The sequence below is a fragment of the Lentzea waywayandensis genome (assembly GCF_900115955.1).
Classification (GTDB): domain Bacteria; phylum Actinomycetota; class Actinomycetes; order Mycobacteriales; family Pseudonocardiaceae; genus Lentzea; species Lentzea waywayandensis.
On sequence record NZ_FOYL01000002.1, the window covers coordinates 1 to 26325 of the forward strand.

27 protein-coding genes and 2 pseudogenes are annotated in these 26325 nt (G+C 69.5%); 7 read left to right on the forward strand and 22 right to left on the reverse strand.

Annotated features, from left to right (window positions below):
- Positions 1-216: 216 nt before the first annotated feature.
- The 3 genes and pseudogenes from BM417_RS49045 to BM417_RS50085 all read right to left on the reverse strand — a co-directional run.
- A complete protein-coding gene (locus BM417_RS49045) occupies positions 217-546 on the reverse strand; it encodes a hypothetical protein (RefSeq protein ID WP_245821840.1) in 330 nt (109 codons plus the stop codon).
- Between the two features lie 54 nt (positions 547-600).
- Positions 601-651, reverse strand: a pseudogene (locus BM417_RS49050) (hypothetical protein); the annotation flags it as partial.
- Between the two features lie 65 nt (positions 652-716).
- A pseudogene (locus tag BM417_RS50085) lies at positions 717-893 on the reverse strand (SAM-dependent methyltransferase); the annotation flags it as partial.
- A gap of 78 nt (positions 894-971) precedes the next feature.
- On the opposite strand from BM417_RS50085, the gene BM417_RS49810 reads away from it, so the two are divergent.
- The gene (locus BM417_RS49810; RefSeq protein WP_281251292.1) at positions 972-1106 is read left to right on the forward strand and encodes a hypothetical protein; all 135 of its coding nucleotides are present in this window, start codon (positions 972-974) and stop codon (positions 1104-1106) included.
- 656 nt (positions 1107-1762) lie between these two features.
- Here BM417_RS49810 and BM417_RS05055 read toward each other — a convergent pair.
- The gene (locus BM417_RS05055; protein WP_093588621.1) at positions 1763-2638 is read right to left on the reverse strand and encodes a LysR family transcriptional regulator; all 876 of its coding nucleotides are present in this window, start codon (positions 2636-2638) and stop codon (positions 1763-1765) included.
- Positions 2639-2708: 70 nt separating this feature from the next.
- Here BM417_RS05055 and BM417_RS05060 point away from each other — a divergent pair, with 70 nt between their 5' ends.
- Complete coding sequence (locus BM417_RS05060; protein ID WP_093588622.1) at positions 2709-4046, forward strand: FAD-binding oxidoreductase; 1338 nt, start codon at positions 2709-2711, stop codon at positions 4044-4046.
- A 47-nt stretch (positions 4047-4093) separates the two neighbouring features.
- Here the strand turns inward: BM417_RS05060 and BM417_RS05065 are convergent, their stop codons facing one another.
- The 4 genes from BM417_RS05065 to BM417_RS05080 form a co-directional block, all read right to left on the reverse strand.
- Complete coding sequence (locus tag BM417_RS05065) at positions 4094-5485, reverse strand: dynamin family protein (RefSeq protein WP_245821717.1); 1392 nt, start codon at positions 5483-5485, stop codon at positions 4094-4096.
- A complete protein-coding gene (locus BM417_RS05070; protein ID WP_093588624.1) occupies positions 5482-7245 on the reverse strand; it encodes a dynamin family protein in 1764 nt (587 codons plus the stop codon). The genes BM417_RS05065 and BM417_RS05070 overlap by 4 nt, the downstream gene beginning before the upstream one ends.
- A 4-nt stretch (positions 7246-7249) precedes the next feature.
- A complete protein-coding gene (locus BM417_RS05075) occupies positions 7250-7786 on the reverse strand; it encodes an IniB N-terminal domain-containing protein (RefSeq protein WP_093588625.1) in 537 nt (178 codons plus the stop codon).
- 72 nt (positions 7787-7858) lie between these two features.
- A complete protein-coding gene (locus BM417_RS05080) occupies positions 7859-8428 on the reverse strand; it encodes a hypothetical protein (protein ID WP_093588626.1) in 570 nt (189 codons plus the stop codon).
- 234 nt (positions 8429-8662) lie between these two features.
- Here BM417_RS05080 and BM417_RS05085 point away from each other — a divergent pair, with 234 nt between their 5' ends.
- From BM417_RS05085 to BM417_RS05100, 4 genes are read left to right on the forward strand one after another with little or no spacing between them, the layout of a single operon-like run.
- Positions 8663-10078 (forward strand): Hsp70 family protein, encoded by a 1416-nt coding sequence (locus tag BM417_RS05085; RefSeq protein ID WP_177320296.1) that lies wholly within the window; start codon positions 8663-8665, stop codon positions 10076-10078.
- Positions 10079-10125: 47 nt separating this feature from the next.
- Positions 10126-10524: a hypothetical protein gene (locus tag BM417_RS05090; protein WP_093588628.1), complete on the forward strand. Its 399-nt coding sequence runs from the start codon at positions 10126-10128 to the stop codon at positions 10522-10524.
- Positions 10521-11897, forward strand: a complete 1377-nt coding sequence (locus BM417_RS05095) for a helix-turn-helix transcriptional regulator (RefSeq protein WP_093588629.1) — start codon at positions 10521-10523, stop codon at positions 11895-11897. Before BM417_RS05090 ends, BM417_RS05095 begins: the two co-directional genes overlap by 4 nt.
- 59 nt (positions 11898-11956) lie before the next feature.
- Positions 11957-12322 carry a cytochrome P450 gene (locus tag BM417_RS05100; protein ID WP_281251293.1) on the forward strand — a complete coding sequence of 122 codons (366 nt, stop codon included), beginning with the start codon at positions 11957-11959 and terminating at the stop codon, positions 12320-12322.
- Positions 12323-12426: 104 nt separating this feature from the next.
- Here BM417_RS05100 and BM417_RS05105 read toward each other — a convergent pair whose 3' ends face one another.
- The 5 genes from BM417_RS05105 to BM417_RS05120 all read right to left on the reverse strand — a co-directional run bounded on the left by BM417_RS05105 (position 12427) and on the right by BM417_RS05120 (position 15418).
- Positions 12427-13866, reverse strand: a complete 1440-nt coding sequence (locus tag BM417_RS05105) for a WXG100 family type VII secretion target (protein WP_093588631.1) — start codon at positions 13864-13866, stop codon at positions 12427-12429.
- Entirely contained in the window at positions 13863-14174 is a 312-nt protein-coding gene (locus BM417_RS05110) for a type VII secretion target (protein ID WP_093588632.1), read from the reverse strand. The genes BM417_RS05105 and BM417_RS05110 overlap by 4 nt, the downstream gene beginning before the upstream one ends.
- A gap of 11 nt (positions 14175-14185) precedes the next feature.
- Positions 14186-14674 (reverse strand): YbaB/EbfC family nucleoid-associated protein, encoded by a 489-nt coding sequence (locus BM417_RS05115; RefSeq protein WP_177320297.1) that lies wholly within the window; start codon positions 14672-14674, stop codon positions 14186-14188.
- 95 nt (positions 14675-14769) lie between these two features.
- Positions 14770-14955 carry a hypothetical protein gene (locus BM417_RS46645; RefSeq protein WP_143138520.1) on the reverse strand — a complete coding sequence of 62 codons (186 nt, stop codon included), beginning with the start codon at positions 14953-14955 and terminating at the stop codon, positions 14770-14772.
- Between the two features lie 94 nt (positions 14956-15049).
- Complete coding sequence (locus BM417_RS05120) at positions 15050-15418, reverse strand: ArsR/SmtB family transcription factor (RefSeq protein WP_093588634.1); 369 nt, start codon at positions 15416-15418, stop codon at positions 15050-15052.
- A 155-nt stretch (positions 15419-15573) separates the two neighbouring features.
- Between BM417_RS05120 and BM417_RS05125 the strand changes: the two genes are divergently transcribed.
- Positions 15574-16236 carry a CBS domain-containing protein gene (locus BM417_RS05125; protein ID WP_093588635.1) on the forward strand — a complete coding sequence of 221 codons (663 nt, stop codon included), beginning with the start codon at positions 15574-15576 and terminating at the stop codon, positions 16234-16236.
- Between the two features lie 220 nt (positions 16237-16456).
- Here BM417_RS05125 and BM417_RS05130 read toward each other — a convergent pair whose 3' ends face one another.
- The 9 genes from BM417_RS05130 to BM417_RS05170 form a co-directional block, all read right to left on the reverse strand.
- Positions 16457-18247 (reverse strand): phosphoenolpyruvate carboxykinase (GTP), encoded by a 1791-nt coding sequence (locus BM417_RS05130; protein WP_093588636.1) that lies wholly within the window; start codon positions 18245-18247, stop codon positions 16457-16459.
- Positions 18244-18996, reverse strand: a complete 753-nt coding sequence (locus BM417_RS05135) for a hypothetical protein (protein ID WP_143138521.1) — start codon at positions 18994-18996, stop codon at positions 18244-18246. Before BM417_RS05135 ends, BM417_RS05130 begins: the two co-directional genes overlap by 4 nt.
- Entirely contained in the window at positions 18993-19199 is a 207-nt protein-coding gene (locus tag BM417_RS05140) for a hypothetical protein (protein ID WP_093588638.1), read from the reverse strand. Before BM417_RS05140 ends, BM417_RS05135 begins: the two co-directional genes overlap by 4 nt.
- A 107-nt stretch (positions 19200-19306) precedes the next feature.
- A complete protein-coding gene (locus BM417_RS05145) occupies positions 19307-20776 on the reverse strand; it encodes a hydrogenase large subunit (protein WP_093588639.1) in 1470 nt (489 codons plus the stop codon).
- On the reverse strand, positions 20773-22227 hold the full coding sequence (locus tag BM417_RS05150; protein WP_093588640.1) for a proton-conducting transporter transmembrane domain-containing protein: 1455 nt from the start codon (positions 22225-22227) through the stop codon (positions 20773-20775). The genes BM417_RS05145 and BM417_RS05150 overlap by 4 nt, the downstream gene beginning before the upstream one ends.
- Positions 22227-22877 (reverse strand): hypothetical protein, encoded by a 651-nt coding sequence (locus BM417_RS05155; protein ID WP_093588641.1) that lies wholly within the window; start codon positions 22875-22877, stop codon positions 22227-22229. Before BM417_RS05155 ends, BM417_RS05150 begins: the two co-directional genes overlap by 1 nt.
- Positions 22878-22886: 9 nt before the next feature.
- Complete coding sequence (locus BM417_RS05160; protein ID WP_093588642.1) at positions 22887-23834, reverse strand: respiratory chain complex I subunit 1 family protein; 948 nt, start codon at positions 23832-23834, stop codon at positions 22887-22889.
- The gene (locus BM417_RS05165; protein WP_093588643.1) at positions 23831-25828 is read right to left on the reverse strand and encodes a proton-conducting transporter transmembrane domain-containing protein; all 1998 of its coding nucleotides are present in this window, start codon (positions 25826-25828) and stop codon (positions 23831-23833) included. Before BM417_RS05165 ends, BM417_RS05160 begins: the two co-directional genes overlap by 4 nt.
- Positions 25825-26310, reverse strand: a complete 486-nt coding sequence (locus BM417_RS05170) for an NADH-quinone oxidoreductase subunit B family protein (protein ID WP_218164353.1) — start codon at positions 26308-26310, stop codon at positions 25825-25827. Before BM417_RS05170 ends, BM417_RS05165 begins: the two co-directional genes overlap by 4 nt.
- Between the last annotated feature and the right edge of the window lie 15 nt (positions 26311-26325).

The following is a 26325-nucleotide window of genomic DNA, read 5'->3' on the forward strand; positions in this document are numbered from 1 at the left end:
CCGCGACGACATCCACGAAGCCTTCCTCAGCCTGGCCTGCGGCATCATCTGCTGGCGCCGCCTCCGCAACCTCTCATTGAGTTAGGAGTTCTTAGGCTTCCGGGAGCAGGCGACACGGCCGGACCTGGCAGCTCCGGCGCACGCTCATGCCGATGAGAGAGCGCTAGCTTCCTGCGAGCAACCGCGCGGTCCGGCCAGGGGCTGAGAGCCCGTTGTCTATACCTTGCTCGCCACCACCATGTAGTTCTCGGCCTCAAGATCGAAGGTACTCACTTCCGTCCGAAGTCCGACCCGGTGCAGCTCGACTTCGAGTTCCTCGTACCGGTAGGGCCAGCAGGACAGCAGTTCCGAGCGGACAAGAACCAACCCAGTCGCATCAACCTGGGCGATCGCAATCTCGATGTGGTGCTCCTCCTCCCACCGCGGCGCGATCTCCCAGCGGTAGACCACGACGGCATCGCGACCGTTCCGGCGGACGAGTCGGTCACTGATGTCCAGCCGGGAACCTCTAGCCCTCACGAGTTCCCACGTGCGGGAGGTGAGCACCAAACGCCCGCCACGGCGCAAGAGCCGTGACATCGACTCCAGAGCAGCACCCCTGCCTGTCGCGCCCGCAGCATGGTGAAGCGAGTTGCCAACGCAGAACACCATGTCGAACGTGCCGTCCTCGAAATGGTCAGGCAACTCGCCCGCACGGCCCGGACGGACGCCCCGAACTCCTCAGACAACTCCACAGTCCGACGAACCATCGCTTCGCCGGCGTCAGTTGCGACAACCTGTATGGCACGACCGGCGAGGCCAACCGCCAACTGTCCGGTCCCGCACGAACAATCAAGGAAGTGAGCATTCGACGGCAGGAGACTGAGGACATCATCGAACGACGCAGCGAACAACTCCCCACTAACTGGCCGCCAGCGGGGAGTTCAAACTGGCCACCAACAGGCATCTCCCCGTCGACGTAGGACAACCAGGTGGACGCCGTCTCCGCGACCAGGGGGACGCTGCTGCCGGACAACGCCCGCAGCAGGTCCTCCCAGCGCACCGAGCGCCATCCCGCAGAACTGGGGACGTCGATCGGAAAGTGCTCCAAGGTGATCAGCACATGATGGGGAACGTCCGGGAAGTGGTCGCGGTAGCGCCGCAACTGGCCGAGCCCGAGACCGGACAGCACCTTGGCCTCGGCGACACAACGCTTCTCGTTGTCCACGCTGATGACGAGGTCGACACGGCCGCCGCTGCCGGCCGGCACCTCGCGTTCGACCGAGACGTGGGCCGGCGAGTCGCCAAGGCCCAACAGGTCGGCCACCGGGTCCGGATCCAGCTCGATCAGCGTCGCGACCAAGTCGCTCCACTTGTTCTCGGCGCCCAGCGGCACCAGGTGGCGAATCGGCTTGGTCATGGTGCCGCCTCCATACGCACGGTTAACCGAAAGCCCTTCTCCGGCAAGCCGAATGCCTTGACGGCAGTCGTCTCAGGGCACGGCCCACATGACCGTAGAACAAACATCGCGTTGGCCGAGTCAGGCGGTGGCCTGCGCTGCTGTCGAAGCACTGTCCCGGAACACCCTCGTTGGACGCGGACTGCGGACGTGGTCCTGAAATGGGTCAGATCGACTGGCCCGACCGCGAACAACCGCGGCCGGGAACTCGCGCACAACCCGCACCAGCCGAGCGGTAGGTCAACCACGACCTGGGCCGGGAAGTTCGACGGGCTCCACGACTCCCCCGACCCGTCGTGGAGCCACCCCAGCGTGAAGGCAGGTTCACCGATGGGCCACCGCGGCGGCGAGGGCGGCGACCCTGGCGGTGCGGGCGCCAGTACGCCAGCACAGCACCCAGCGCACGGGCGGCGATCCCGGCGCGAAAGGCACCATCGCGAGGGTGGGGCGGGCGAAGTAGTCGGCGGCGTGCGCGGCCAACGGGCACACCCCCTCCTCGGCGGCGACTCGCGCCAACAGGTCCAACAGGGTCACGGCTGGGGTGGGTGGTTCGGGGTCGCGGCGGTACGGGGCGGCCCGGCGACCTGCCCGGAACACCACCTCGCCGTCGAGATCGTCGAGTGTCACCGTTGTGCGGGTGGCCAGCCGGTGCCCGCGTGCCACGGCCAGCACGACCGGTTCGGTGTACAGGAGCGGGCCTTCCTCGAACCCGGCTTCGTCCTGGCCCGCGTTGTCGGCTCCGTGCCGGCCGACGGGTGCGTTGGTGACGGTGACGTCCACCTCGCCGGTGCGCAGCAGGTCGAGCGGGTCGGTGAAACCGGTCTCGCGGAAGACGATCTCGACGCCGGGGTTGTTCTCCCGGAACCGGGTGAACACCGGGGCGGCGAGCTCGGCGACCGCGGGTGCTTCCAGGCCGACGGTGAGCACGCCGGTGATCCCGCGGCCGGCCGCGACGGCGGCGGCGACCCCGCGTTCGATGCGGTCGTGTCCGGCGCGGACGTCTGCGTAGAGGGCGGCGCCGACCGGGGTGAGTGCGACCCGCCGGCTGGTGCGCTCGAACAGGGCCACTCCGAACCGGCGTTCCAGCCGGGCGACCGTCTGGCTCACCCGCGCCTGCGACACCAGCAGCCGCTGCGCCGTCCGACCGAAATGCAGCTCCTCCGCGAGTGTCAGGAAGATCTCAATCTCACGCCGTTCCATAACTTCCAGGTTATCAGTCGATGCCTGATTCGACGTTGTTCTCGCAGCTCAGCGCCGACAAGATCGTGTCATGACCGATTACCTCACCTTCACCGATCCCGGCTACGACACCGAGCGCCGCGGCTACAACCTCTCCGTCGAGCACAAGCCCGCGGTCGTGGTCCCGGCGACCTCCGTCGACGACGTGATCGCCGCCGTCCGCTACGCGGTGGCCCACGGTCTGGGCGTCGCAGTCCAGGCCACCGGGCACGGTCCGTCCCTCAGCGCCGACGGCCAGGTCCTGATCACCACCTCGCGGCTCGACGGCATCACCATCGACCCGCACGCCCGCACCGCCCGGATCGAGGCCGGAGTGCGCGGCGGAGCGCTCGTGCGCGCCGCCGCCGAACACGGGCTCGCGCCCCTCAACGGCTCCTCCCCCGAGGTCGGCGCGGTCTCGTACCACCTCGGCGGCGGGCTGGGGATCCTCGGCCGCAGCCTCGGCTGGGCCGTCGACCACGTCCGCGCCATCGAGATCGTCACCGCCGACGCGTCCGGCCGCGTGGAGCTGCGCCGCGTCACCGCGACCCAGCACCCGGACCTGTTCTGGGCGTTGCGCGGCGGCGGTAAAGGCACCTTCGGCGTCGTCACCGCCATCGAGATCGACCTGCACCCGATCACCCGGCTCTACGGCGGCGGCATGCACTTCGCCGCGGACACCGCCGAACGCGCCCTCGCCGCCTGGGCGCAGTGGACCCGCACCGCCCCCGAGGCGATCAGCTCTTCGGTGCTGCTCATCCGGATGCCCGACATCCCTGCCCTGCCCGACAACCTCCGCGGCCGCTATCTCCTGCACCTGCGGTTCGCCTACACCGGCTCCGCCGACGCCGGGCAGGAGCTCGTCCGCCCGTTCCGCGAGCTCGGACCCATCACCGACACGGTCACCGAGATGCCCTACACCTCTGTCGGCACCATCCACGCCGAACCCACCACCCCGGTGCCGTTCCACGCCCGCAACACCATGCTGGCATCCCTGGACCCCGCTGCCGTCACGGAACTGCTGCGTCACGCCGGGCCTGATGCCGACGCCCCTTACCTCGTCGAACTGCGCCACACCGGCGGCGCCCTGAACCGGCTCGGCACGGTCCCCAGCGCGCTCGCCCGCCGCGACGGCCAGTACGTCCTCTACGCCGGGGCCGCTGCAGAACCCGCACAACTACCGGCACTGCGCGCGGCGTTCACCCGGCTCTTCACCGCGATGAGCCCCTGGAGCACCGGCGGTGTCTGCGTGAACTTCCTGTCCGGCCCCGACGTCACCGCCGCCGAACTCGCCACCGGCTACCTCCCCGGCGACCTCGATCGGCTCACCACCATCAAACGCACCGTCGACCCACACGACATGTTCCGCACCCACCACGGCCGAGCATGACCACCTCACTCCACCATGGAGCTGACCCAGCGGAACCGGCTGCCCGTCTAGCGGCGGGCCAGCAGGCCCTCGCAGGTGCGGATCAGCACCCGGCACGCGTCGGCCGAGCGACGGGTCAGCATCGGGTTCTCGGCGTGCCGCTGCCAGCGCTGCAACGCGGCGAACGCGGCCTGCCTCACCTGGCCAGGGGCGGAGCCATGAGGCAAACCCAAGCGCACCAGCGGATGCGCGCCGCCCTCGCCCAGCAGTCGCGAGGCCAGCTCCGCATCGGGCACCTTGACCACGCCGGACCTCAACGCGCTCAACAGCCGCAGCTCGGCGAACTCGTGCGTGCCTGCCAGGACCCGCTCGACCGCGCCGGTCAGCCGCGAGTCGCCTACCGAGCGCAGCACGCCGTCCAGCGCCAGCAACGCCGAACGCGCCTTCAGCAGGTGACGGCGTTCGCTGAACTGGGTGTGCAGCACCTTCTGCAGTTCGAGCAACCCGCTGCGCGCCACCAGTTCCGCGGCCAGCGCCGACGGCTCGGTCACGCCCTGTCTGATCAACGTCACCGCCAGCCGGATGCCGAACACCCCGAACCTCCCGAGCAGTGTCCGCCGTTCCACCGAGCCGTCCATGAAGCGGTCAGCGGACAGCAGCGAGGACTCCAGCTCTTCGCGCGGCAACGCGGCCAACGCCGACAACGCGACGAAGTCGTTCTGCCGCAACGAACGCCCCGAGAAGGCCAGCAGACCGGCGACCGCCACGACGTTCTGGCACAGGCCCTGCAACGACGGGTCCGACCGATAGCGGCCGGCGATGCCGCGCGCCGAGATCATCGCGTCCACCCGGCCGCCACCGATCTCGTCGGCCCGCGAGATCACCGCGACGGTGTTGATCGCGGTGGCCCGCGCGACGCCCTGGTCGTGGAACGACTCCAGGAAGTTCGCGTCGGCCGAGTGCAGGTGCCGCATCAGGTAGATGACCGCGTCGGCCTCGGTGGGCGTCGAGTCGTCCGGCGCGAGGAAGCGGGTGGCGCGCAAGGAGTTCGAGGCGGTCAACGACGCGATGCCGGGAGTGTCGATCAACGTGGTCGTCCGCAGCGACTGCGACGGCCAGTCGACCACGAGCCGGTCGGCGGGACCGTCCAGGGTGATCTCCAACGCGCCGTCGCGGCGCACCACCGGTAGCGACTTGCCTTGGGGGAACTGGACAATGCGCGGCGAGTGGCCGTCGCGGTACCAGGTGACGACCTTCGTGCACTCGCCCGCGTCGGTCGGCGCGATCTCCTCGCCGACCAGGGCGTTGAGCAACGTCGACTTGCCCGCCTTGACCTTGCCCGCGATGGCCACGCGCAACGGCTCGTCGAGCCGGACCAGCTGGCGGCGCAACACGTCGCCCGCCTGCGGATACAGGTCAATGGCGGCGAGCAGCACCTGCCGCACCTCATCGGTGATCACGCCGTCACCTCCTTCACCACACGCTCCAATGCCGCCAGCTCGGCCCTGATCTCGGCGAGCCGCGCGTCGCGGTCGCCCTGCGATGCCTTCACGGACTTCTGCGCCGCCTGGATGGACTCCTGGAGCGAGCGCTTCAGTTGCTCGGCCAAGGTCGTGAAGTGGTCACGCAGGTCGCGTTGCAGACCGCGCAGCATGTCGCGGGAGTCCTTGCCCGCGTGGAACGACACGTCGTCCACGTACTTCCGCAACGCCACCTTGGAGTCGGTCTGGCGTTTGGTGGTGATCCGCTTGCGCTCGTCCACGATCCCCTTGCCGCCCAGCAACAACGCCGCGCCCACCGAGATCGGGTTGATCAGGGTCAGGCCGATCACCGAGCCCATCAGGCCGAACATCAGCAGACCGCCGTAGCCGCCGCGCAGTCCGGTCAGCAGGCGGCTGCCGATGCCGAACTTGTCGGACTCACGCACCGAGAGCTCGGGCACCGAGCGCAACGGATCAGCGGTGCCGACGCGCAGCGCCGGCAACATCTGCTCGCGGTCCGAGTCGAAGTGCTCCGCGACACGCTTGGCCAGCCACCGCGCTCGCTGCGTCGCCCAGACCGAGTTCGCCGACACCGCCGACGTCACCGCCTGCTGCGCCCACACCGAGAACTGGTCCCAGATCTTCTGCGGATCTCCTGCCAGCAAAGCCTCTTCCGCCTCGCGGACGATCTCCCGCATTCTGTCGCGCAGGTCGTAGTCGACGTCGGCGTTGAGGTCGGCGACGCCGTCACTCAGCGTCTGCTGCCAGCGTGCGGACCGTTCCTTCAGACCCGCCGCGCGCTGCTCCGCCTCGGTCAGCTCCCGGATCAGCTGTTGCACCGACTCCGGGTTCTCCTGCGCCGACTGCTCTGCCCGCAGGCTGTCCACGACCTGTCCGATCACCGTCAGCACGTCGTGCAACGTCGACCGCCGGGCCAGAAGATCAGCCTGGGCAAGGACCTTCTTGCGCAAGTAGCTCACCAGCGCCGGGTAGCCGGATTCGGCGTTCACGTCCTGGTCGCTGGATTGCAGGGCGTGCCACCGCAAGGTCGACGACACGGTGAACAGCTCCGCCTTGATGCCCGCGTCCACCAGGTGCTGCCGGTCGCGGTCGGCGATCGAACGCCAGTCCGGGTACAGGTCGGTCTTGGTGAGCACGCAGGCCACGTTCGGGCACACGGCCATGGCCTGCTTCAGGAACTCGAGCTCCGGCGCCGTGTACTCCTGCGAACTGTCGGAGACCAGCAGCACCGCGTCCGCGGACGGCAGCGCCGCCATCGTGGCGGCGCCGTGGACGGAGCTGAGCCCGCCGACACCGGGGGTGTCGACGAGCACCAGTCCTTCGGCCAGCAGCGGCCGGGGAAGACCGACCTCGACGTGCAGCAGACGTTCGCGGTTGCCGGGGTTGCCCGCTTCCGAAGCGAACGCCGACAGCTCCTCGAGCGGCACCTCCGTGCGGCCCTCGGCCCGCACCACCGTCACCGTCGGCGTCTCCGCGTGCTTCACGACGGTCGGCACGGCGGTGGCGATGTCGTCGGACACCGGGCAGACCGGTGCCCCGACGAGGCCGTTGACCAGCATGCTCTTGCCTTGCTTGAACTCCCCGACGACCAGCAGGCGGACGTGGTCGTCGGCTAACCGCGTCCTGGCCTGGTGCAGTCGTCGCTCCAGGTCAGGACGGTCGTAGCGCTTGACGGCGGCCAGCGCGAGCTCGACGGCCTGCTGCGGTGTGGCCGGCATCAGGTCACCCGGCCAAGGCGTCGACGGGGTCGGGCTCGGGCTCGGCGACGGGCTCGTCCAGCAGGACGGGTTCCGGTTCCGGTTCGGCCGGCACCTCCAGCGCGGGCTCCTCGACCGGTTCGGGCTCCGGCTCGTCGTCCTCCGCAGGCGAGGCGGCGTCCACCTTGTCCACGTCGATGTCGTTGAAGGAGTCCTTCACCTGCACGACGTTGGTCTCCGTGTCGTTGTCCTGGATCGCGACGGAGTTGACCTCCGTGTCGTCGTCGGAGTTGAACGAGTCGTCGATCAGCACGGTGTCGCGGTCGTCGATGTTGAACGTCTGGTCGATCTGCTGGACCGGACGATCGTGCACGACCTCGGTGTGGTGCACCTCCCGCACCGGGCGGTCGGCCATGATCAGCTTCGCGTCCCGGATGTCGGCGTCGGTCGCCCCGGAAAGCCCGTTGCGCGCCAGTTCCTTCTGCGGGTTCTCGTCGAACGCCTGCTGGGCCTTCGGGTCCTTCATCATGTTCATCAGGAAGTCGATGAGCTTTTCCAGCATGGTGTCTCCTCACCGAGGAGACCGGCCCCCGCCCACCGGAGAACTGCGCCGCGGTGCGGGGGCCGGTCCGAGTCAGACGGGCAGGTCGAGGTTCTCGATGACGTTGTCGATCTGGGTGTCGACGTCCAGGTCGAAGTCCTGGTCCTGCTCGGAGACGGCGACCTGGTCCGCGTCCTGCTCGGAGAACTGGTCCGAGTCGAGGTCGGCGTCCTGGTCCGCGTCCACGTCCACGTCGGAACGCGCGTCGCCACCGTTGCCACCGCCGGCGTCGGCGTTGCCACCGTTGCCCGCGCTGCCACCGGCGCCACCGACCCCGAGGCCGCTGCCGCCCGACGTGGTGCCGAAGTTGACGTTCACCAGCCCGTCCTGGTCGATGTCGCCACCGGCGCCACCGATGCCCAGGCCGTTGCCGCCGTCCGCGCTGCCACCGTCACCCGCCACAGCCAGGCCACCGTTGCCGCCGTCGCCACCCGTGGTCTGCGTGGCGGTGGTGGTGTCCTGGTTCTGCGCCGACTCCTGCGAGGAAGTCTGCGGCGCGACCTGAGCCGACTGGACCTGCTGCTCGCTGGCCTGGGTGCCGTCGGCGTCCAGGTCGGCGGTCAGGTCGGCGAGGAAAGCGTTGAGGTCGATGGGGTTGCTCATGTCGGGCTCCTCTGTGTCTGGTCTGCCGGACGCTTTTTCGACCGGCTGCCAACAAAGTTAGGGAGCGCGGAGCCCCTTGCCATCTGGGCGGCTCCCGGTGAGTCACCGGCCGCGCACGCAGGGATCCCGTCAGTGATAGGGGATTCACCCCTGTATTTCGAAAAGGGTGAACCGCTCCATATGAGACGCACGTGTACTGACGTCCGCCTAGTCCGCCGCTACAGGGGGTGTCCGATGCACTACCAGATCGGGCTGGATCTCGGATCCACCCGCACAGCAACCGCCACGTGCCGCGAGGTACCGAGGCTCGAATCGGTGACGCCGACCGTGGTGTTCGCGAATCCCGATGGTTCCCTGGTCATCGGCGAGGAGGCGGAGCGCCGCGCGTCCGCCGACCCGAGCCGAGTGGCGCGCCGGTTCCTGCGTCGCGTGGGCGACCCGACGCCGTTGCGACTGGGCGCCGCAACGCTCAGTGCCGACGTGCTCACCGCGCGTTTCGTCACAATGCTGCTCGCGCAGCACAACGGCCGGGTCGCCGTCGCACATCCGGCCGCATGGGGCCCGCACCGCCTGGAATCCCTGCGGCGAGCCGGACTTCCCGACGCGCTGTTCGTACCGGCGCCGCAGGCCGCGGCCGTGGCGTACGACGAGCAGGCCCGGCTGGAACCGGGTTCCGTCATCGCCGTCTACGACCTGGGCGGCGGCGGTTTCGAGGCCGCTGTCGTGCGCAAGCTCGCCGACTCCTGGGTGCTGGCCGGCCGTCCCGAGGAATCCGAGGTCGGCGGACTGGACTTCGACGAAGCCGTCTTCGCGCACGTGGTCGAGTCGCTGGAGTGGGACTCGCTGGACACCGAGAATCCTGTCGTGCTGGCGGCGGTCGCCGATCTCCGGCGAGCCTGCACGGCCGCGAAGGAACAGCTGTCGTCGGACACCGAGGTGCGGATTCCCGTTGCCGTGCCGGGGATCTCCGCCCGCGAGGTGCGGCTGACCCGTGCCGAGTTCGAGGAGATGATCCGGCCAGCGCTGACCGAGACGACGGCCACGCTCCTGCGGGCGTTGCAGAACGCCGGAACGACCGCGAACGAGCTCGCCGCCGTGCTGCTGGTCGGCGGCTCCGCGCGAATTCCTTTGGTGACGCAAGAAGTCTCCGCGTTGCTCGGCCGTTCGGTTACACCCGCGTTCGAGGGCATGGTCGCCGTCGGCGCCGCGCTGTCGGCCCGCGTGCGCGAACCCGCGCCGGAGGTGGCGACCGTCATGTGGTCCCGGCCGCCGATGCCCGCCGTGCCCGCGGTGGCGCACAAGCGGACGAAGCTCACCCCGTACATCACCGCGGCGGTGCTCGCGGCGGCGGTCGGAGGTGGTCTCGCGATGAACACGTACTTCGCGGGCAACGCCACACCGGACACGACGACGAGCACGACGCCGTCACCGACCACCGAGGAGCCGACGACCGTCGCACCGGTGACGACCACGACCGTCGCACCGGTCGAGCCGCAGAAGACAGTCGCACCGCCGCCCCCAGCCCCGCCGACGAAGCGCACGACGACGACCACCTGGCCGTCGAGCACGACGCCCAGCGTCAGCAAGTCGGTCAGCGTCCCGGCGCCGGTGCCCACCAGCAAGGCCAGCACCAAGGCAGGTGCACCGTGACCGCGTTACCTCCGAGACCTGGGCAATCGAAGTTTCAGCTGGTCCAGGTGCCGCGGCCCCGGCTGGTCACGGCATCGACCTACCTGTGGCTGGTCGCGGTGATCGTCGAGCTGGCGGTCGTCGCCGTCGCGTTCGGCGGCGTGCGCACCGACCTTGCCGCCGAGGTGGCGACCCGCGGTGTCGATCAGTCCACACAGGACGCAGTGGTGCTGGCCGGCCTGGGCGTGCTGCTCGGACCAGGCGTGCTGGTGGCGTTGGTACAGCTGGGAGTGCTGCAGTCCTACCGCGTCGGCCGGAACTGGGCGCGGATCTTGTTGGCGGTGCTGGGAGTTGTCGGAGCTCTGGTGTCCCCGATGCCACTGGTGGCGGGGATCGCGTTGGCCGGTGCGGGCGTGCTGATGTTCCTGCCCGTGTCGAACGCCTGGTTCGCGGGGAGGCGACCATGACCGCGATCGCGGCGGAGTTGGCGTGGCGGGAAGGCGATACCGCGTCGGCGATCGAGACCGCCGACCGGATTCTCACCGAGGGCACGGACCAGGACTGCGTGGCGGCCGGAGTCGCCGCGGCAGCAGCGGCCGCCGATGGCGCCCTGTTCGACGCCGCCGCACGGTGGCGCGCCATCGCGAGTTCTTTGAGCGGCGCTCCCGGTGTCGCCGCAGCGGCCCGTGCCGCACTGGCCGGCTGCCTGGCCGGCGATCTGGGCTCGGCCACCGGGGACCTCGCCGACGCGCGTGCCCGGCTGTCCGGTGCCGCGCCACGGGGTCTGACGGTGCTGCTGGACGGCGTGGCCGCGGCGCTGGAGGCGGTGCGCGGCGAGTTCGCCCCTGCCGCCCGCAAACTGGCCGGTCTGGCCACGGCGACCGTGCCCGCCGACCCCATGGCCGCCGAGCAGTGGTGCGACCTGGCGGTAACGGCGCTGCTAGCGGGTGGTCACGACGCCAGCGCCGAGGAACTGCTGATGATGCTCCCCAACAGCACAACGGCCCGCCGCCGGTTGCTCACCGCGTGGCTACACCTGCGGGCAGGCCGGTTGGCCGCCGCTCGCGACGAGATCGCCGCCTGCACCACGCCGGTGCTGCGCCGCGACGCGGTACTGGCCGCAGCCGTGACGATCGGCCTGGCCCGCCGCGCCGGCGACCAGGAAGCGCTGCGGGCGACCTGGCGCAGGGTCGCACCCGTCGTAGCCGGGGTGGACGTGGAACCGCTGCTGCTGGACGCGTGGGGCGAACTGTCCGCCGGCGCGGGCAGCGCCTTCGAACGCGACACGATCGTCGACGCCATGACCTCCACGGTCGCTCGCGTCGATGCGAAGTGGTGCGCGGAAACCGATAGCTGGTGGCGCGTCCAACGAGCAGTGCTCACCGGTGACACGTCGGTAGTGGTCGAACTGACCATCGAGCCACGGGCCTCCGCCGCGCGGATGTGGGCGTCGATCCTCGCCGGCGACGTCGATCCCGTTGTGGTGGCACGGGTGGCCGATCGCTTGGCCTGTGCGGGCCAGCCGTGGGACGCGATGGCGTTGTGCGGCGCGGCAGCCGCCCGCTTGGATGATCCGGCGGCGGCCCGCGAGCTGCTGAGCACAGGACGTGCGCTGCGGGCTCGGATCGGCACCGAGGACAACGCGCCGGGCGACGGCCTGTCGAAGCGCGAACGCGCGGTCGGCGAACTGCTGCTGGAAGGCATGACCCACAAGGAGATCGGCGCCCGCCTCTACATCTCGCCGAAGACCGTCGAGCAGCACGTGGCGAAGATCCGGCAGAAGCTCGCGGTGAGCGGGCGGGCCGAGTTGATGGCATCGCTGCGCTCCCGGTTGGCGTAGCGACGCCGCGCGGACGAGCTTGCTTTCCGCTACAGCAACTCGCCGGCGCACACCGCCCTGTGGGGTGCCAAAAAGCCGCTCGACGGTCTGACCCCCGATACGCGCGCACCGACATGGAGATCGACGGCGTCAGCATCCGCGCCGGTGACCTCGTCCTGCTCGACAACGGAGCCGCCAACCACGGCCCCGCCGTCTTCGCCGAACCCGACCGCTTCGACATCACCCGCAAGGCTGCTACCCACCTCACCTTCGGGCACGGTCTTCGGTACTGCATTGGCGCTCCACTGGCCCGCATGGAACTACAGGCCGTGTTCTCCCAACTGATCCCGCGCTTCCCCACGATGCGCCTGGCCGTTCCCGCGGAGGGCCCGACGGTCCGGAAAGACGTGCGGACCGGTGGGCTTACCTCGCTTCCGGCGACGTAGGACCGCTGACTTGCCGACTTTCGAGCGGTACAGGGCACAGCGTGCCGCAGGAGGCGCCAGTGGCGTTCACCCCCGCGTTGCTCGGTGTGAGCCGCTGACCGCCGTCAGTTCTGTTCCTCCTCCAACAGCTTGCGCCGCAGGAGTTCGTCGTAGGGCGAGTTGAACAGCGGGACCGCCTGTTGCGGGGGCCGTGATCCCAAGATGGGCATGTCGTGGTCGGTGTCGGTCAACGCCATCGGTGGTCCGACCGAAACGCGCGGGTCGCTCTCCGGGCCTGACAGAAAGATCTGGGAACGCCAGACCTCCACGCCGTTGCGGGTCGCGTAGTCGAGGGCTCGTTGACCGATCTGGGTCTCCGACGTGCCGACGTAGATCAGGGACGGTCTCGGGACATCAGGATCGTTGCGGGCCACGGCTTCGTAGTTCTTGGAGAGGTAGTCGACGTACTTCTTGAACTGCTCATCGCCACCCCCGATGGGCGAGCTGGTCGCCTTGATGTCGACCATGTAGCCGTTGGGAAGGACGTGGTACTCGGTGCCGCTCGACGAGATGATCAGGCTCTGGTTGTTCCCGACGGCGTCGGGGATGACGTGCTTTCTCCTGTCCTCCGGAAACCGCGAGTCCAGGTAGGGGTGGAACTTGTCCTCGTTCTTGGTCAGTCCCATGGCCTGCAGCGCGGCGGCTTCTGCGTATTCGCCGATGGTGACCTTGTAGCCGAGCTTGCCGGCGAAGATCGGGTTCTGGGCGATCCGGTCCAGTTCGGCCTTGGTCGCCGGTCGCGCGTCAAGTGGCAACGGGGGCGGCGGAATCTGGATGATCACCTGGGCCTGGTGGACATCGCTGTCCAGCTGCTTCTTCAGTTCCTTCCACGTGGACAGCACGGCCGTGCCCACACCGGTGCTGCCGAGGCTCGCCACCTGGGCCTCGCCGGTGAGCTTCCCCAGTGCGGTGGCGAAGGCTTGCCGGAGTTCCTGCTCTACCTCGGAAATCGGGGCCTGGTAGGAGTTGACCAGCGTGGTCGCCTGGGCCATCACGTTCGAGGTGACCCCGCCCTCGACCGCTTTTGCCTGGGAGACGTAGGAGATGAGCCGCTGCACCAGGTCGGCAAGCAGGTCACCGGCACTCTGCCTGGCGTTCGCGGCGATCTCGCCCATACCGCGGGCGCTGGTGCCGGTGGCGGTCGCGAGCGCGACCACGCCCCGCAACGCGGTGGTGATCTCGTCGGCCCTGGCCCGGTAGGCGTCGCCGGCCTCGCCCTTCCAGTCCGCGACGCCGGTGGAGACCGCCCGCTCGAGGCTCTGCTGAACCTGCTCGACTGCAGCCGCAGCGCGCTGCCAGCCGTCGGTGAAGGTCTGGATCACGCTCGACAGGCCGGCCATCCGGTCGACGACGTCCTGCAACGGCTGGACGTACGAGATCAGCCAGCCCAACCCGGCCGAGGACAACGCGTCGATCGGCCGGATGGTCGCGTCCAGCGCCGACATGCTGCCCCCGGAGGAGGACATGCCGTCCCGCAAGGAGATCGCGGCGTCCGTGCTGATCATCGCTCATCGCCGATCCGAGTGAGCCCGGCCCGTACGGCCTCCTCCTGCTGTTCATAGGCGGTGACCGTGTCGCGCAGCGCCGCAGCGGCCTTCTCCAACGCCTCGATCGCGGTCCGCAGCGTGTCCTGCCCCGAACTCGCAACGTCGCCGAGCGCTTTGGCGAACCGCCTCCCCGCCTGGCCGTAGGCGTCGCCGGTGACAGTGACGGTGGCCGCGGTCAGCGCCGTGCCCAACTCGCCGGACAGGTCGGTCAGCGTCCGGACGTGACTGGTCAGCGAGGCTGTGACGACCTCGTAGGACTCCGCCATGGCCGATCCCTTCAGAGGTCCACCGTGTCTTCCAGGACCGTGCGGCCGTCCCAGTCGTCCTCGTCGACGCCCTCCGCGTGGGGGCGGCGGCGAGGCGCGACTGCGGGTGCCACCGCTTCCGGCACATGAGCACGACGCAGGTCGTCGTCTCGAACCGGCTCGCGGGGCGGCGGTTCCGGGAACTTGTCTCGGGCGTCGGAGAGAACGAGGTGCGTGCCGGCGTCCGCCGTTTCGACGGTCTCGACCATCACCTGCCGGACCAGGTCGGGGATCCTCGCCTGTGCACGGCCCAGACAATCGATGATCTCCGCAGCGATCTCCGGTAGCGGTGGCGGGCGCCAGCGGTCCTTGAGAACCAGACCGGTCATCAGGCCGTCGGCCGACACCGTCACCTCGACCGTACCGTCCCCGGACATCTCGGTGATCGACATCTGGGACAGGCGCTGATGCAGTCGCCGGTAGCTCTCCGCGTTCCGGGCGATCTGCTCCTGCCAGTCCACCAGCATCCTCCCCCCGCGGGAGTCATGTCACCACAGCGAGTCTCCCAACCACGCACAGTGAGGGCAATGCGTCGGAAGATGGAACATGTTCCGCGTCAGGCGTTGGCGACATCGTGAGGGCCAGAGGTGTCGGTCATGGTCCGGGTGCCGACGGCGTCGAGGAGCTTGGGCTTGTCCGGCATGTCGCTGCCGGGAGCGGCCGTGCAGGCGACGATGCGCGGATCACCATCGCCACGACGGCCGGCACCCGCAGCTACCGCCACCATCCACAGGTCAGTCATCCTCGGTACCCGTGCCTGCGAGCTTCCTGCGTAGTACTCGTGCGAGACCGGTCCGGTGTAGGAACTGCCGGAAATCCGCAGAAATCGGCTGGGCTCAGGTCGAGGACCGGCGGCTCCTGCCGCGGGGAGCTGCCACAGCTGGGGTGCGGAGGTCTTCGAGGAGCTCCATCTGGCCGGTGATGACGCCGGTCAGGATGAGTCGTGCGACGGCGAGCAGTTCGGCGACGTGGGGGCTGGTCAGCGAGTAGAAGACGTTCGAGCCTTCTTTGCGGGTGGTGACGAGTCCGGCGCGGCGCAGCACGGCCAGTTGCTGGGAGAGGTTCGCTGCTTCGATGCCGACTTCGGGCAGCATCTCCGCGACGGAGTGTTCGCGCTCGCTGAGCAGTTCGAGCACCCGGATGCGTGCCGGGTGGCCGAGGGTTTTGAAGAACTCCGCCTTGACCTGGTAGAGGGGCTTGCTCATCGGTGCCCCTTCCAGTCGACCGTCGTCATGGTGCCGATCCTCCCTGGTCGATCCCTGTTGCCGCGACTCGGGATGCATTTCAACGGGGTTCAGCAGTTGCTAATCTTACCAAGTAAGCAACCCTGGTCACCTCGTACGACCGTGGGAGGGCGAACATGAGTGAGCCGAAGACGGCGGATGTGATGTGCCGGCGGGTCGTCACCGCGGCCGTGGACACCTCGTTCAAGGAACTCGTCGGGGCCATGATCGCCCACGAGGTGAGCGCGATCCCTGTGGTGGACTCGGCAGGTCGTCCCGTCGGCGTCGTGTCCGAGGAAGATCTGTCGACGAAGCTGGAGTTCCACGGTGGTGCCGCGAACCCGCCGGTGCTGGGGGGTCGGCACGCGCGGGCGCGATGGCACAAGTCGTCCGCGACGGTCGCGGCCGATCTGATGACCGCCGCCGTGACTGTCACCGAGGGCGTGGATCTGCGTGCCGCCTTGCGGCTACTCGCGGACGAGCGCGCGAATGTGCTGTGTGTGGTGAACGGTGCGGGCACTCTGGTCGGTGTGCTCACGCGGCGTGATCCGCTGCGGCTGTTCCTGCGCGGTGACGACTCGATCCGGGCCGATCTTGAACGGCACCTGCTTCCGGCCTCGGCGACGGTGCACCGGGTCACGGTGCACGTGTCCGACGGGATGGTCACGCTCGACGGAGCGCTCTGTCTGCACAGTGCGACCGAGCGAGCAGGGTGGATCGCGCGCGGGGTGCCCGGAGTGATCGCAGTGTGCAACAACCTGAGCTTCGACGTCGACGACCTGATGATCACGGGCCTGTGAGTGACGGCGTCGCAGGCCTGCTGATCCAGTTCAGCGCGGCGGGAGAAACCATTCCGTGCGGTGTTCGGCGTTGGCCTGAGCGACATTCCCCGCCGCTGTGGGCACGGACGTTCCCCTTTCGGCGGCAGGATGCCGTGGTCGCGCGGCGTGAGCGGCAGCCGGGGTGTCGCCGGCCGATGGCCAGGTCGCGGAGTGAGGTTGCCATCGGCCGGCGACGGTCTTAGCCGAGGCGTTGCCGCAGGGCCTCGAGTTCGTCGTGCAGGGCGGTGGGGAGCTTGTCGCCGATGGTGGCGAACCATTGTTCGATCAGCGGAAGCTCAGCACGCCACTCGTCGTGGTCGACCGTGAGCGCCTTGCTGATGGCCCAATGGGACGCTGTCTCGAGGCCGCGGAGGTCGAGTGCTTTGGTTCCGGGGACCCAGCCGATCGGGGTCTGGAAAGCCGTGCCGTGGCCTTCGATTCGGTCGACGGCCCATTTGAGGATGCGGGCGTTCTCGCTGAAGCCGGGCCAGAGGAGGCTGCCGTCGTCGCCGCGGCGGAACCAGTTGACGTAGAAGATCTTCGGGAGCTTGGTGGTGTCGGCGTGTTTGCCGGTGTCGATCCAGTGCTGGAAGTAGTCGCCGGCGTGGTAGCCGATGAACGGCAGCATGGCCATGGGGTCGCGGCGCACCACGCCGACCTCGCCGGTGGCGGCGGCCGTGGTCTCCGAGGAGAGCGTCGCGCCCATGAACACCCCGTGCTGCCAGTCGAACGACTCGGCGACCAGGGGCACGGTGGTGGCTCGGCGGCCGCCGAAGAAGATCGCCGAGATCGGCACACCGTTCGGGTCGTCCCACTCGGGGGCGGTGATCGGGCACTGCGTGATCGGAGTGCAGTAACGCGAGTTCGGGTGTGAGGACGGATCGGTGGACTCAGGTGTCCAGTTCTCGCGCCGCCACGAGGTGAGGTAGTCCGGCGGGCTGTCGGTGCAGCCCTCCCACCAGACGTCGCCGTCGTCGGTGAGCGCGACGTTGGTGAAGATGGAGTTGCCTTCGGCGAGGGTGAGCATGGCGTTGGGGTTGGTGTTCCAGCCGGTGCCGGGTGCGACACCGAAGAAGCCGTTCTCGGGGTTGACGGCGTAGAGGCGGCCGTCGTCCCCGAAGCGCATCCAGGCGATGTCGTCGCCGAGGGTTTCGACCGTCCAACCGGGAATCGAGGGCTCGAGCATGGCGAGGTTGGTCTTGCCGCACGCCGAGGGGAACGCGGCGGCGATGTAGTGGACCGCGCCGTGAGGCGCGGTGAGTTTGAGGATGAGCATGTGCTCGGCGAGCCAGCCCTCATCGCGGGCGAGCACGGACGCGATGCGCAGGGAGTAGCACTTCTTGCCGAGCAGGGCGTTGCCGCCGTAACCGGAGCCGTAGCTCCAGATCATCCGTTCCTCGGGGAACTGGGTGATGTACTTGGTCCGGTCGCACGGCCACGGCACATCGGCCCGGCCGGGCTTCAACGGCGCCCCGACGGAGTGCAAGCACCGCACGAAGTCCGCGTCCTCACCGAACAACGCCAAGGCGTCGCTGCCCATGCGGGTCATGATGTGCATGGAGATGACCACGTACGCGGAGTCGGTGATCTCCACGCCCAGCATGGGTTTGTCGGCTGTCAGTGGTCCCATGCAGAACGGGATGACGTACATGGTGCGGCCGGCCATGCTGCCCCGGTAGTGCTCGGTCATGATGACCTTCATGTCGAGCGGGTCCATCCAGTTGTTCGTGGGACCGGCGTCGGCTTCGTCGGCCGAGCAGATGTAGGTGCGGTCCTCGACCCGCGCGACATCGGTGGGGTCCGAGGCGCACCAGAACGAGTTGGGTTTCTTGTCCAGCCGCACGAGGGTTCCCGCCGCGACCAGCTTGTCGGTCAGCCGTCGCCATTCCAGGGGTGAGCCGTCGCACCACACCACCTGGTCGGGAGTGGTCAGCGCCGCGACCTCGGACACCCATTCCAGCAGGCCACGGTGCGTCGTGGGGGCGGTCATCGTGCGGCTCCTCGGTGCAGTGCGTCTGTCGCGAACTCGGCGACCTGGCGGGTGAGAGTGTCGTCAGCGCGCCGCGGCAGTTGTTCGCCGGGCGGGGTGGCGGCCGACAGTGCGACCGCGCAGGCGTGCTGCACGTCCGGGGTCAAGCGTGCGTGCGGGTGCTGGGTGAGCGCGTGCAGCAGGCCGGGCAGGGCCAGCGTCGGGTCACGGGCGGGATCCGGCACGATCACGGCGGGCGCGGCGTGGCGGGGCCAGGCGAAGCGGCCGCCTCCGCCGACCAGGTTGATCACCGCGTCGGCGTTGGCGGCGATGCGGCGCAACGGGAACGCGAGCGCGTCGGCGGGGTTCCAGGTGGTGATGTCCCGGATTCCCGCGGTCAGCAGGACGGGGTTGAGCAGTGGCATGGTGCCCGCGCCCGCGACGACAACTCTGCTGGTCTGCGGCGTGCGGCCCGCGCGGGACAGCGAGGTGAGCAGTGCCGCGGTCAGCGCGATCGCGGTGGTGTCCTGGTCGGTGAGCACCGGGATGCCGACGATGGAGTCGCGTGCCTTCTGCTCACGTTCGGGCGTGGCGCGGACGAGCAGTACCGCGCTCGTACCGGCCGGGAGGGTGTGCAGCCCGTAGTCGGAGGCGATCACCCGGGTCGGCAGCCCTGCCTGCTCTTCGACCAGCGCGGCGTAGCGGCGCAGAACGGCCGTGGTGGCGCCGATTCCGCCCACCACGGCGACAACAGCGCGATCCGTGGTCAACGTCCGAGTCCCGAGTTCTCCAGTAGCGCCGGGTCGATCCAGCGGGTGGTGTCGATGCCGTGCCGGGAGGCCAGGTCGAGCAGGTCGCGGATCCGAGCGCCGTGCAGGTGGATCTCGTAGTCGTGACCAGCCTCCCTGGCCTGATGCAGGGTCTGTTCGGCCTCGGTGACCTTGCTTCGCAGCACTGCTTCGAACTCGCTCATCGTCCCCAACATCTCTCCGTCATCCGCAGACTCCATAATCTGCTGACTTAAATAAGTTTGCAACTGTTTGGGCGTGCGAGACCGCACACACTCGATCGGGTTGCCACCTACAGGTCGTTGCCGGCGTAGGACAGGTTGAAGCTCTTGTTGGCCAACGGGAAGTCGGGAACGATCGTGTCGGCCAGCGCAAGCGGGAGCGCGGGCCAGTTGAAGAAGCTGGGGTCCACGATCTTCACCCGGCCAAGCCGCCCGTCGCCGTTCAGCTCGACACGGTGCACGATCGTGCCGCGCCAGCCCTCGACAATGCCGACCCCGCAGCCGCCGCTGCCCGTGGTTGCCGAAGTCGCGGCGGTGCGGCCGCCGAGCATGTCGGTGAGGCTGCTGATCATGGCGATCGAAGTGACGATCTCCTCCGCGCGCACCAGGAAGCGGGACAGCACGTCGCCGTCGGTGCGGGTGTGGACGGTGCGGGGGAACTCCGCGGACAGGAACGGGTGGTCGTGCCGGGCGTCGATGCCCAGGCCGCTGGCGCGGGCCACGACGCCGAGCGTGCCGAGGTCGGCGGCCTGGTCACGACCGAGCGGGGCGGTGCCGGTGAACCGGTCTGCCACCACGGTGTTCGACAGGGCCAGCTCGACGATCTCGGCGATGTCTGCGCCGATGACGGCCAGCTCGTGACGGTCGGGCAACCCGATGATCCTGGCGCCGCCGGGGTGGATGGCGCCGCGTAGCAGCCGGTGTCCGGTGACGGTGTCGTTGAGGCGCAGCAGGCGTTCGCGGACGCGCTGGGAGTGGGCGTTGAGCACGCTGTAGGCGACATCGTTGCACAGCGCTCCGATGTCGGTGATGTGGTTGTAGAGCCGTTCCAGCTCCAGCAGGATCGCTCGGATGCGTTGCGCGTCCTGGGGCACCGACCAGCGGTGAGCGTCCTCGACGGCAAGGCAGTACGCCAGGGTGTGCCCGACGCTGGTGTCGCCGCTGACCCGTTCCGCCAGTTCGACCCCGCCCTCCGGAGTGCGGCCCTGGAACAGCTTTTCGAGTCCTCTGTGGATGAACCAGAGGCGGGCCTTGAGGTTGAGGATGGTCTCGCCGACCACGGAGAACCGGAAGTGGCCGGGGCCGATCATGCCGGCGTGCACCGGGCCGACCGGGATCTCGTACACCCCGGGCCCTTCCACCGTCCGGAACGGATACGGGCCGTCGAGGTCGCCGAACTCCGGCGGGTCACCCGCGTCGGCGAGCATCGGGTACCAGCCCTGGGGCCAGCGGAAGTGACGTACCAGCCGCTGCGGCAGCGGATGGTCGGTGGGCACGATGCCGAACAGGTCGTGCATCTCGCGCTCGAACCGTCCGGCGGCGAACGACAACCCGGCCAGGCTCGGCAGTCGCGGCGTGTCCCGGTCGAGCAGGACGTGCAGTTCGACTCTGCGGTCCGGCCCGGCCGCGGTGAACAGGTACACCGCGCGCAACCGGTCCCCGTCGTCGTGACCGGCGACCAAGGCGAGCCGGAAACCCCGCTTCAGCAGAGACCCGGCCTGGCCGGGCAGTTCGTCCGGAGCGAGGGACTTCGTGATCATCGCGTCACCACCAGAGGCTGGGTTGCCAGGTCGAGCAGACTCGGCAGTGGTCCGGCCGCGACGCCGAGCACGGCGCACGCGAGCAGCCCACCGGCCAGGGCGATCGGGATCGGCGATGCGGCCTCTGCGTCCACTGTGGACGGTTCTCCGAGCAGCATTCGACTGGTGCCGGTGATCAGGGCGGCGGCGATCACCAGCACCAGCAGCAGCGCAACCGACGTGAACCACCCCAGACCCGCGGTGAAACCTGCTCGGACGATGCCGAGCTCACTGGCGAACAGGCTGAACGGCGGCAAGCCGATCAACGCGAGCACGCCGAGCCCGAAGGTCGTGGCGAGCGCGGACCGGCGGGCGATCAGGCCGCGCACGCCGTCGATCCGGCTGGTGCCGGTGATCTGCAGGACGCGGCCCGCGCTGAGGAACAGCACCGCCTTGACCAGTCCGTGGCCGAGGACGTGCAGCAGGGCCGCCGTGAGGGCGAGAGGGCTGCCGATCGCGGCGCCGAACGCGACCAGGCCAAGGTGTTCGATGCTCGAGTACGCCAGCATCCGCTTGTAGTCCCGCTGACTGATCAGCAGTGACGCGGCCAGCACCAGCGACGCCAACGCCATCACGACGAGCAGGGTGCGGGCGAAGCCGACACCCAATGCGGCGTCGCTGATGACCTTGACCCGCAGGATCGCGTAGAACGCCACCGACAGCAGAACACCGGACATCAACGCCGACACCGGTGCTGGGGCTTGAGAGTGCGCGTCGGGCAGCCATGCGTGCAACGGCGCCAGGCCGGCTTTGGTGCCGAACCCGAGGACCAGCAGCGCGATCGCGATCCGGGTGACACCGGGATCCAGTCCCGAGGCGTGCGTGGTGAGCGCGACGAGGTCCAGCCCTGTGGTGCCGCGGGTGTGGGCGGCGGCGAAGTTGAGCACGATGGCGCCGAGCAGCGCGAGGGCGATACCGGCCGAGCAGATCACCACGTATTTCCAGGCCGCTTCCACGGACGCGCGGGTGCGGCGCTGCCCGACCAGGAACGCGGTGACGATCGTGGTGGCCTCGACCGCGACCCACACCACGCCGAGATTCGCCGCGAGTACCGCCAGCGCCATGGTCGCGAGGAACAGCTGCACGAGCAGGCTGTGCCGCGCGGCCGTGCGGGCGGTCGCGCGGCCCGCCGCGATCTCCTCACGCAGATAGGCCGGAGTCGCCGCGGTGGCGACCAGCCCGACCGCGCCGATCACCAGCAACATGAACGCCGACAACGCGTCCGCCCGTAGCAGCCCGGCGACCGCGGCCACCGGGCCGGACCGGCTCACCCCGACCGCCAGGAAGATCGCCGCACCGAGCACGACGCCCGCGGACAGGGCACTGACCCAGGTGGTGGCACGGCGCCAGCCGAAGACGAGGTAGGTGAGTGCGCCGAGCACGGGCACTGCGACAGGTACGAGCAGAGTCATCAGTCGCGCAACTCCCGCAGTTCGTCGAGGTCGGTGTCGCCGAAGGTCTCCCGCATCCGGGTGGTGAGCACCTGCAGGACCAGCACCGCCAGCAACACGTCCAGCGACACTCCGAGTTCCACCACCAAGCCGACACCGGTGGTGGCGAGGAAGCCGACCGCGGTGATCCCGTTGTCCATCAACAGGAACCCGACCAGCTGCGACAGCGCGCGACGCCGGGTCACCAGCACGAAGAACCCGATCAGCACCACCGTGATCCCGACCGGGATGGCCTGAGTCGCCGCCGACGGCGCCAGCTCCACCAGCGGCTGTGACACGGCGTAGGCCAGCAGCGTCAGCACGGCGGCGGCCAGTAGTGACGCGGACACGTTCACCAGCGGTCTGGTCTCCCGCCGTGACTCTCCCGCGCCTGCCAATGCACGGCGCAACAGGTAGGGCAAGACGACCGCCCGCAACGCGAACACCCCGACAGCGACGGCCCACAGCTCGGCGGAGTTCTCCTGGGCCGCAAGCACTCCCACGAGAACGGCGAGCGCGGCGCCCTGCAACGCGAACATCCGGATGATCACCGTGAGCTCGCGGCGCCACAGCACCAGCACCGCGGTCAGCAACAAGGCGCCGCACGCCAGGTCCAGCAGCTGCACGTACACGGTGCCTCCTCAGGCCAGGAAGAACGAGGCCGCGACGGCCAGCAGCGCGAGCAGGAACGATCCGGCCAGCAGCTCGGGCACCCGGAACAGCCGCAACTTGGCCACGAACACCTCACCCGCCGCGAGCAGACCGCCCAGCACACCGACCTTCACCACCAAGGCCAGGACGCCGATCAGCAACGCCAGTGGCGTGGCCTCGGTTGCGATTCCCCACGGCACGAACAGGTTCGCCAGCAACCCGAGGAACACCGACAACCGCATGGCCGACGCCAGTTCCACCAACGCCAGATCAGGGCCCGCATGCTCCAGCACCATCGCCTCGTGCACCATCGTCAGCTCAAGATGCGTCGACGGGTTGTCCACCGGGATGCGCCCCGTCTCGGCCACGATCACCACGATCAGCGCGACCGCGGCCAGCAGGCTGACCGGTGAGATCACCCGCGCCGGATCGTGCAGCGTCGACGAGACGATGGCACCCAGGTTGGTCGACCCGACCCGCACCGACAACGCGAAGATCGCCACCAGCAGCGTGGGCTCGACCAGCGCGAGGATCGTCATCTCCCGGCTGGCACCCATCCCACCGAACGCCGTGCCGGTGTCCAGGCCTGCCAGCGCCAGCGCCACCGCACCCAGCGCCAGCAACGCCACCACCGCGAACAGGTCCGCGACCGGGTCCAGCGCGGACTCCGTCGCGACGAACGGCACCACGACCGCGACCACCAGCGTCGTGGCCACCAGCACCAGCGGCGCGAACCGGAACACCTCGCTCGTGCCGCGCGGCGCGATCCGCTCCTTGCGCAGCAGCTTGCGCAGATCACGCCACGGCTGCCCGACACCCGCACCGGCGCGCCCCTCCAACCGGGCTCGCACCTGCCGCATCAATCCGACCAGCAACGGCGACCCCGCGACGATCAGCACTGGCTGCACGACCCCGCCGATCACGCCCAGCGCGCTCATCGCGTCACCGCCAAGAGGAGCAGCACGCCGCACACCGCGTAGAAGCCATAGCCGAGGTAGCGGTGCACGCTGCCCGGCGCCAGCCCACGTCCGGCTCGACCCCACGCCGTGATCACGCTCAGCACCGGCTGGTAGAGGCGGCGCTCGATCCGGTCAGGCACCTTCCGCCGGTACTCCACGGCCTGCACGAGATAGCGCGACTCCTCGTGGTGCGACACGTCCACGTCCAGCTCCGGCTGCACCACGTCGTCGAACACCCGCTGCAACGGCTCGGCGAACGACGTCGCCGTGTATTCCATGCGCGCCGACATCGGTCCCCCACCGCAGTCCCACAACCGCGCCTCCCGACGCACTCGCCGCGCCACAGCCGCCCGCATCACCGCGGCCACCACGGCCACGGCGGCGACGAGCCCGAGAGTCAGCAGCAGCGGCGACAACGCGCCAGTGGCCTGGTTCAGCCGCAAGGTCACATCACCGGACACCGCGACCCCGCCCGCCGCGGCCTGGACCGCGGGCAGGATCCCAGCCGGCCAGAGCGCGAGCACCACGCAGACCACTGCGGCGATGCCCATCGCGGCGAGCATGGTGAACGGGCTTTCGTGTGCGCCTGCCACGGCCTCACTGCGGGGTTTTGCCAGGAAGCCCACCCCGAACGCCTTCACGAAGGTGGCCACCGCCAGCCCCGCGGTCAGCGCCACCGCCGCCACCGCGACCGGCATGGCGATCGCCGCCGCGACCCCACCCGCGGGCAGGCCGTGGATCAACGCCTGCAGCAACAGCCACTCCGACACGAACGCCGTCCCCGGCGGCAACGCCGACGCCGCCAACGCTCCCACGCCGAACGCCGCCGTGGTCACGGGCATCACCGGCCGCAACCCGCCCAGCGCGTCGAGATCGCGGCTGCCGGTGGCGTGCAGCACCGAGCCCGCCGCGAGGAACAACACCGTCTTGAACGCCGCGTGCCCGACCACGTGCACCAGCGCGGCGGTCAACGCCAGCGCGGCCAGTGCACGATCACCGGAGGAAGCGAACAGCCCGGCCGCGCCGACACCGATCAGCACCAGGCCCATGTTCTCCGTCGTCGACTGCCCGAGCAGCCGCTTCAGGTCCGAGCTCATCGCGGCCTGCAGAATCCCGTACACCGCCGACACCGCGCCCAGCGCGAGCACCAGCAGCCACCACCACGCCGCACCGCCGCCGAGCAGGTCGACCCCGACCCGCACCAGCCCGTACACGCCGAGGTTCACCATCGCCGCCGACATCAACGCCGACACGTGACTGGGCGCCTCCGGATGCGCCCGCGGCAGCCACGCGTGCAACGGCACAATCCCAGCCTTGGACGCGAACCCCACCAGCGTCGCCACGAACACCACACCCGCCACCGCCGGCGACAGATGCCGGCCCGCCTCGCGCATCGCGGCGAACGAGTCGTCACCGGTGTGCGCGACGAACAGCATCAGTCCAATCAGGACCGACACGAAACCCAGGTGTGTCATCACCGCGTACCACCGACCCGCCGAGGCCACCTGCGGCCCGCGCCGATGCTCGGCGACCACGAGCACGAGCGACGTCAGCGCCATCAGCTCCCAGCACACCAGCAACGTGCCCACGTTCGCCGCCGCCGGCACCAGCACCATCGCCACCACGAACAACGGCAACGCCACCCGCACACCGCGCGCACGCAGATCCGGTGTGTCCGCATAGGACATCGAATAGATCCCCGCCGCCACCGCCACGCCACCGGTCACCGCCACGAACAACCCGCCCAACGGGTCCAGCGTCAGCGACACCCCCGACAGCGGCAACACCCCAGGCAGCACAACGGAGAACGAACCACCGGCCAGCGCCGCGGCACCCGCGACGACCGCGGCCACACCCGTCAACGCCGTCCCCACGCCGACCACCGACGTCCGCGTGCGGACCACGACGGCGAGCAGTGCCGTCAGCACTGCGATGGCCACGGCAGCGGCCATCCCCGTCGCGGCGAGGTTCATCGGCCGGTCAGCTTCCGCAGTCCCTCGACGATCGCCTCCGGCCGCGGCGGACAACCCGGGATCTCCACGTCGACCGGCACGATGTCCCGCACGGCACCGGCCACCCCGTAAGCGCCCGCGAACACCCCGCAATCACGCGCGCAGTCCCCCACCGCGACCACCAGCTTCGGCGCCGGGACCGCGTCGAACGTCCGCCGCAGCGGCTCGGCCATGTTCCGCGTGACGACCCCGGTCACCAGCAACGCATCGGCGTGCCGCGGCGAGGCCACCAGCCGCGCCCCGTACCGCTCACCGTCGTAGACCGGCCCGAACGCCGATCCGATCTCGACCTCGCACCCGTTGCACGATCCCGCGTCGACATGCCGGATCTGCACCGATCCGCCCAGCACCACCGCTCGCTCCGGTCGCTCGCCGTCCGGCAGCGGCGGTGCCGATTCGGCTACTCGTCCGGTCCGGCGGATCTTGCGCCACAAACTCAGCACGCTCTCGCTCCCGTG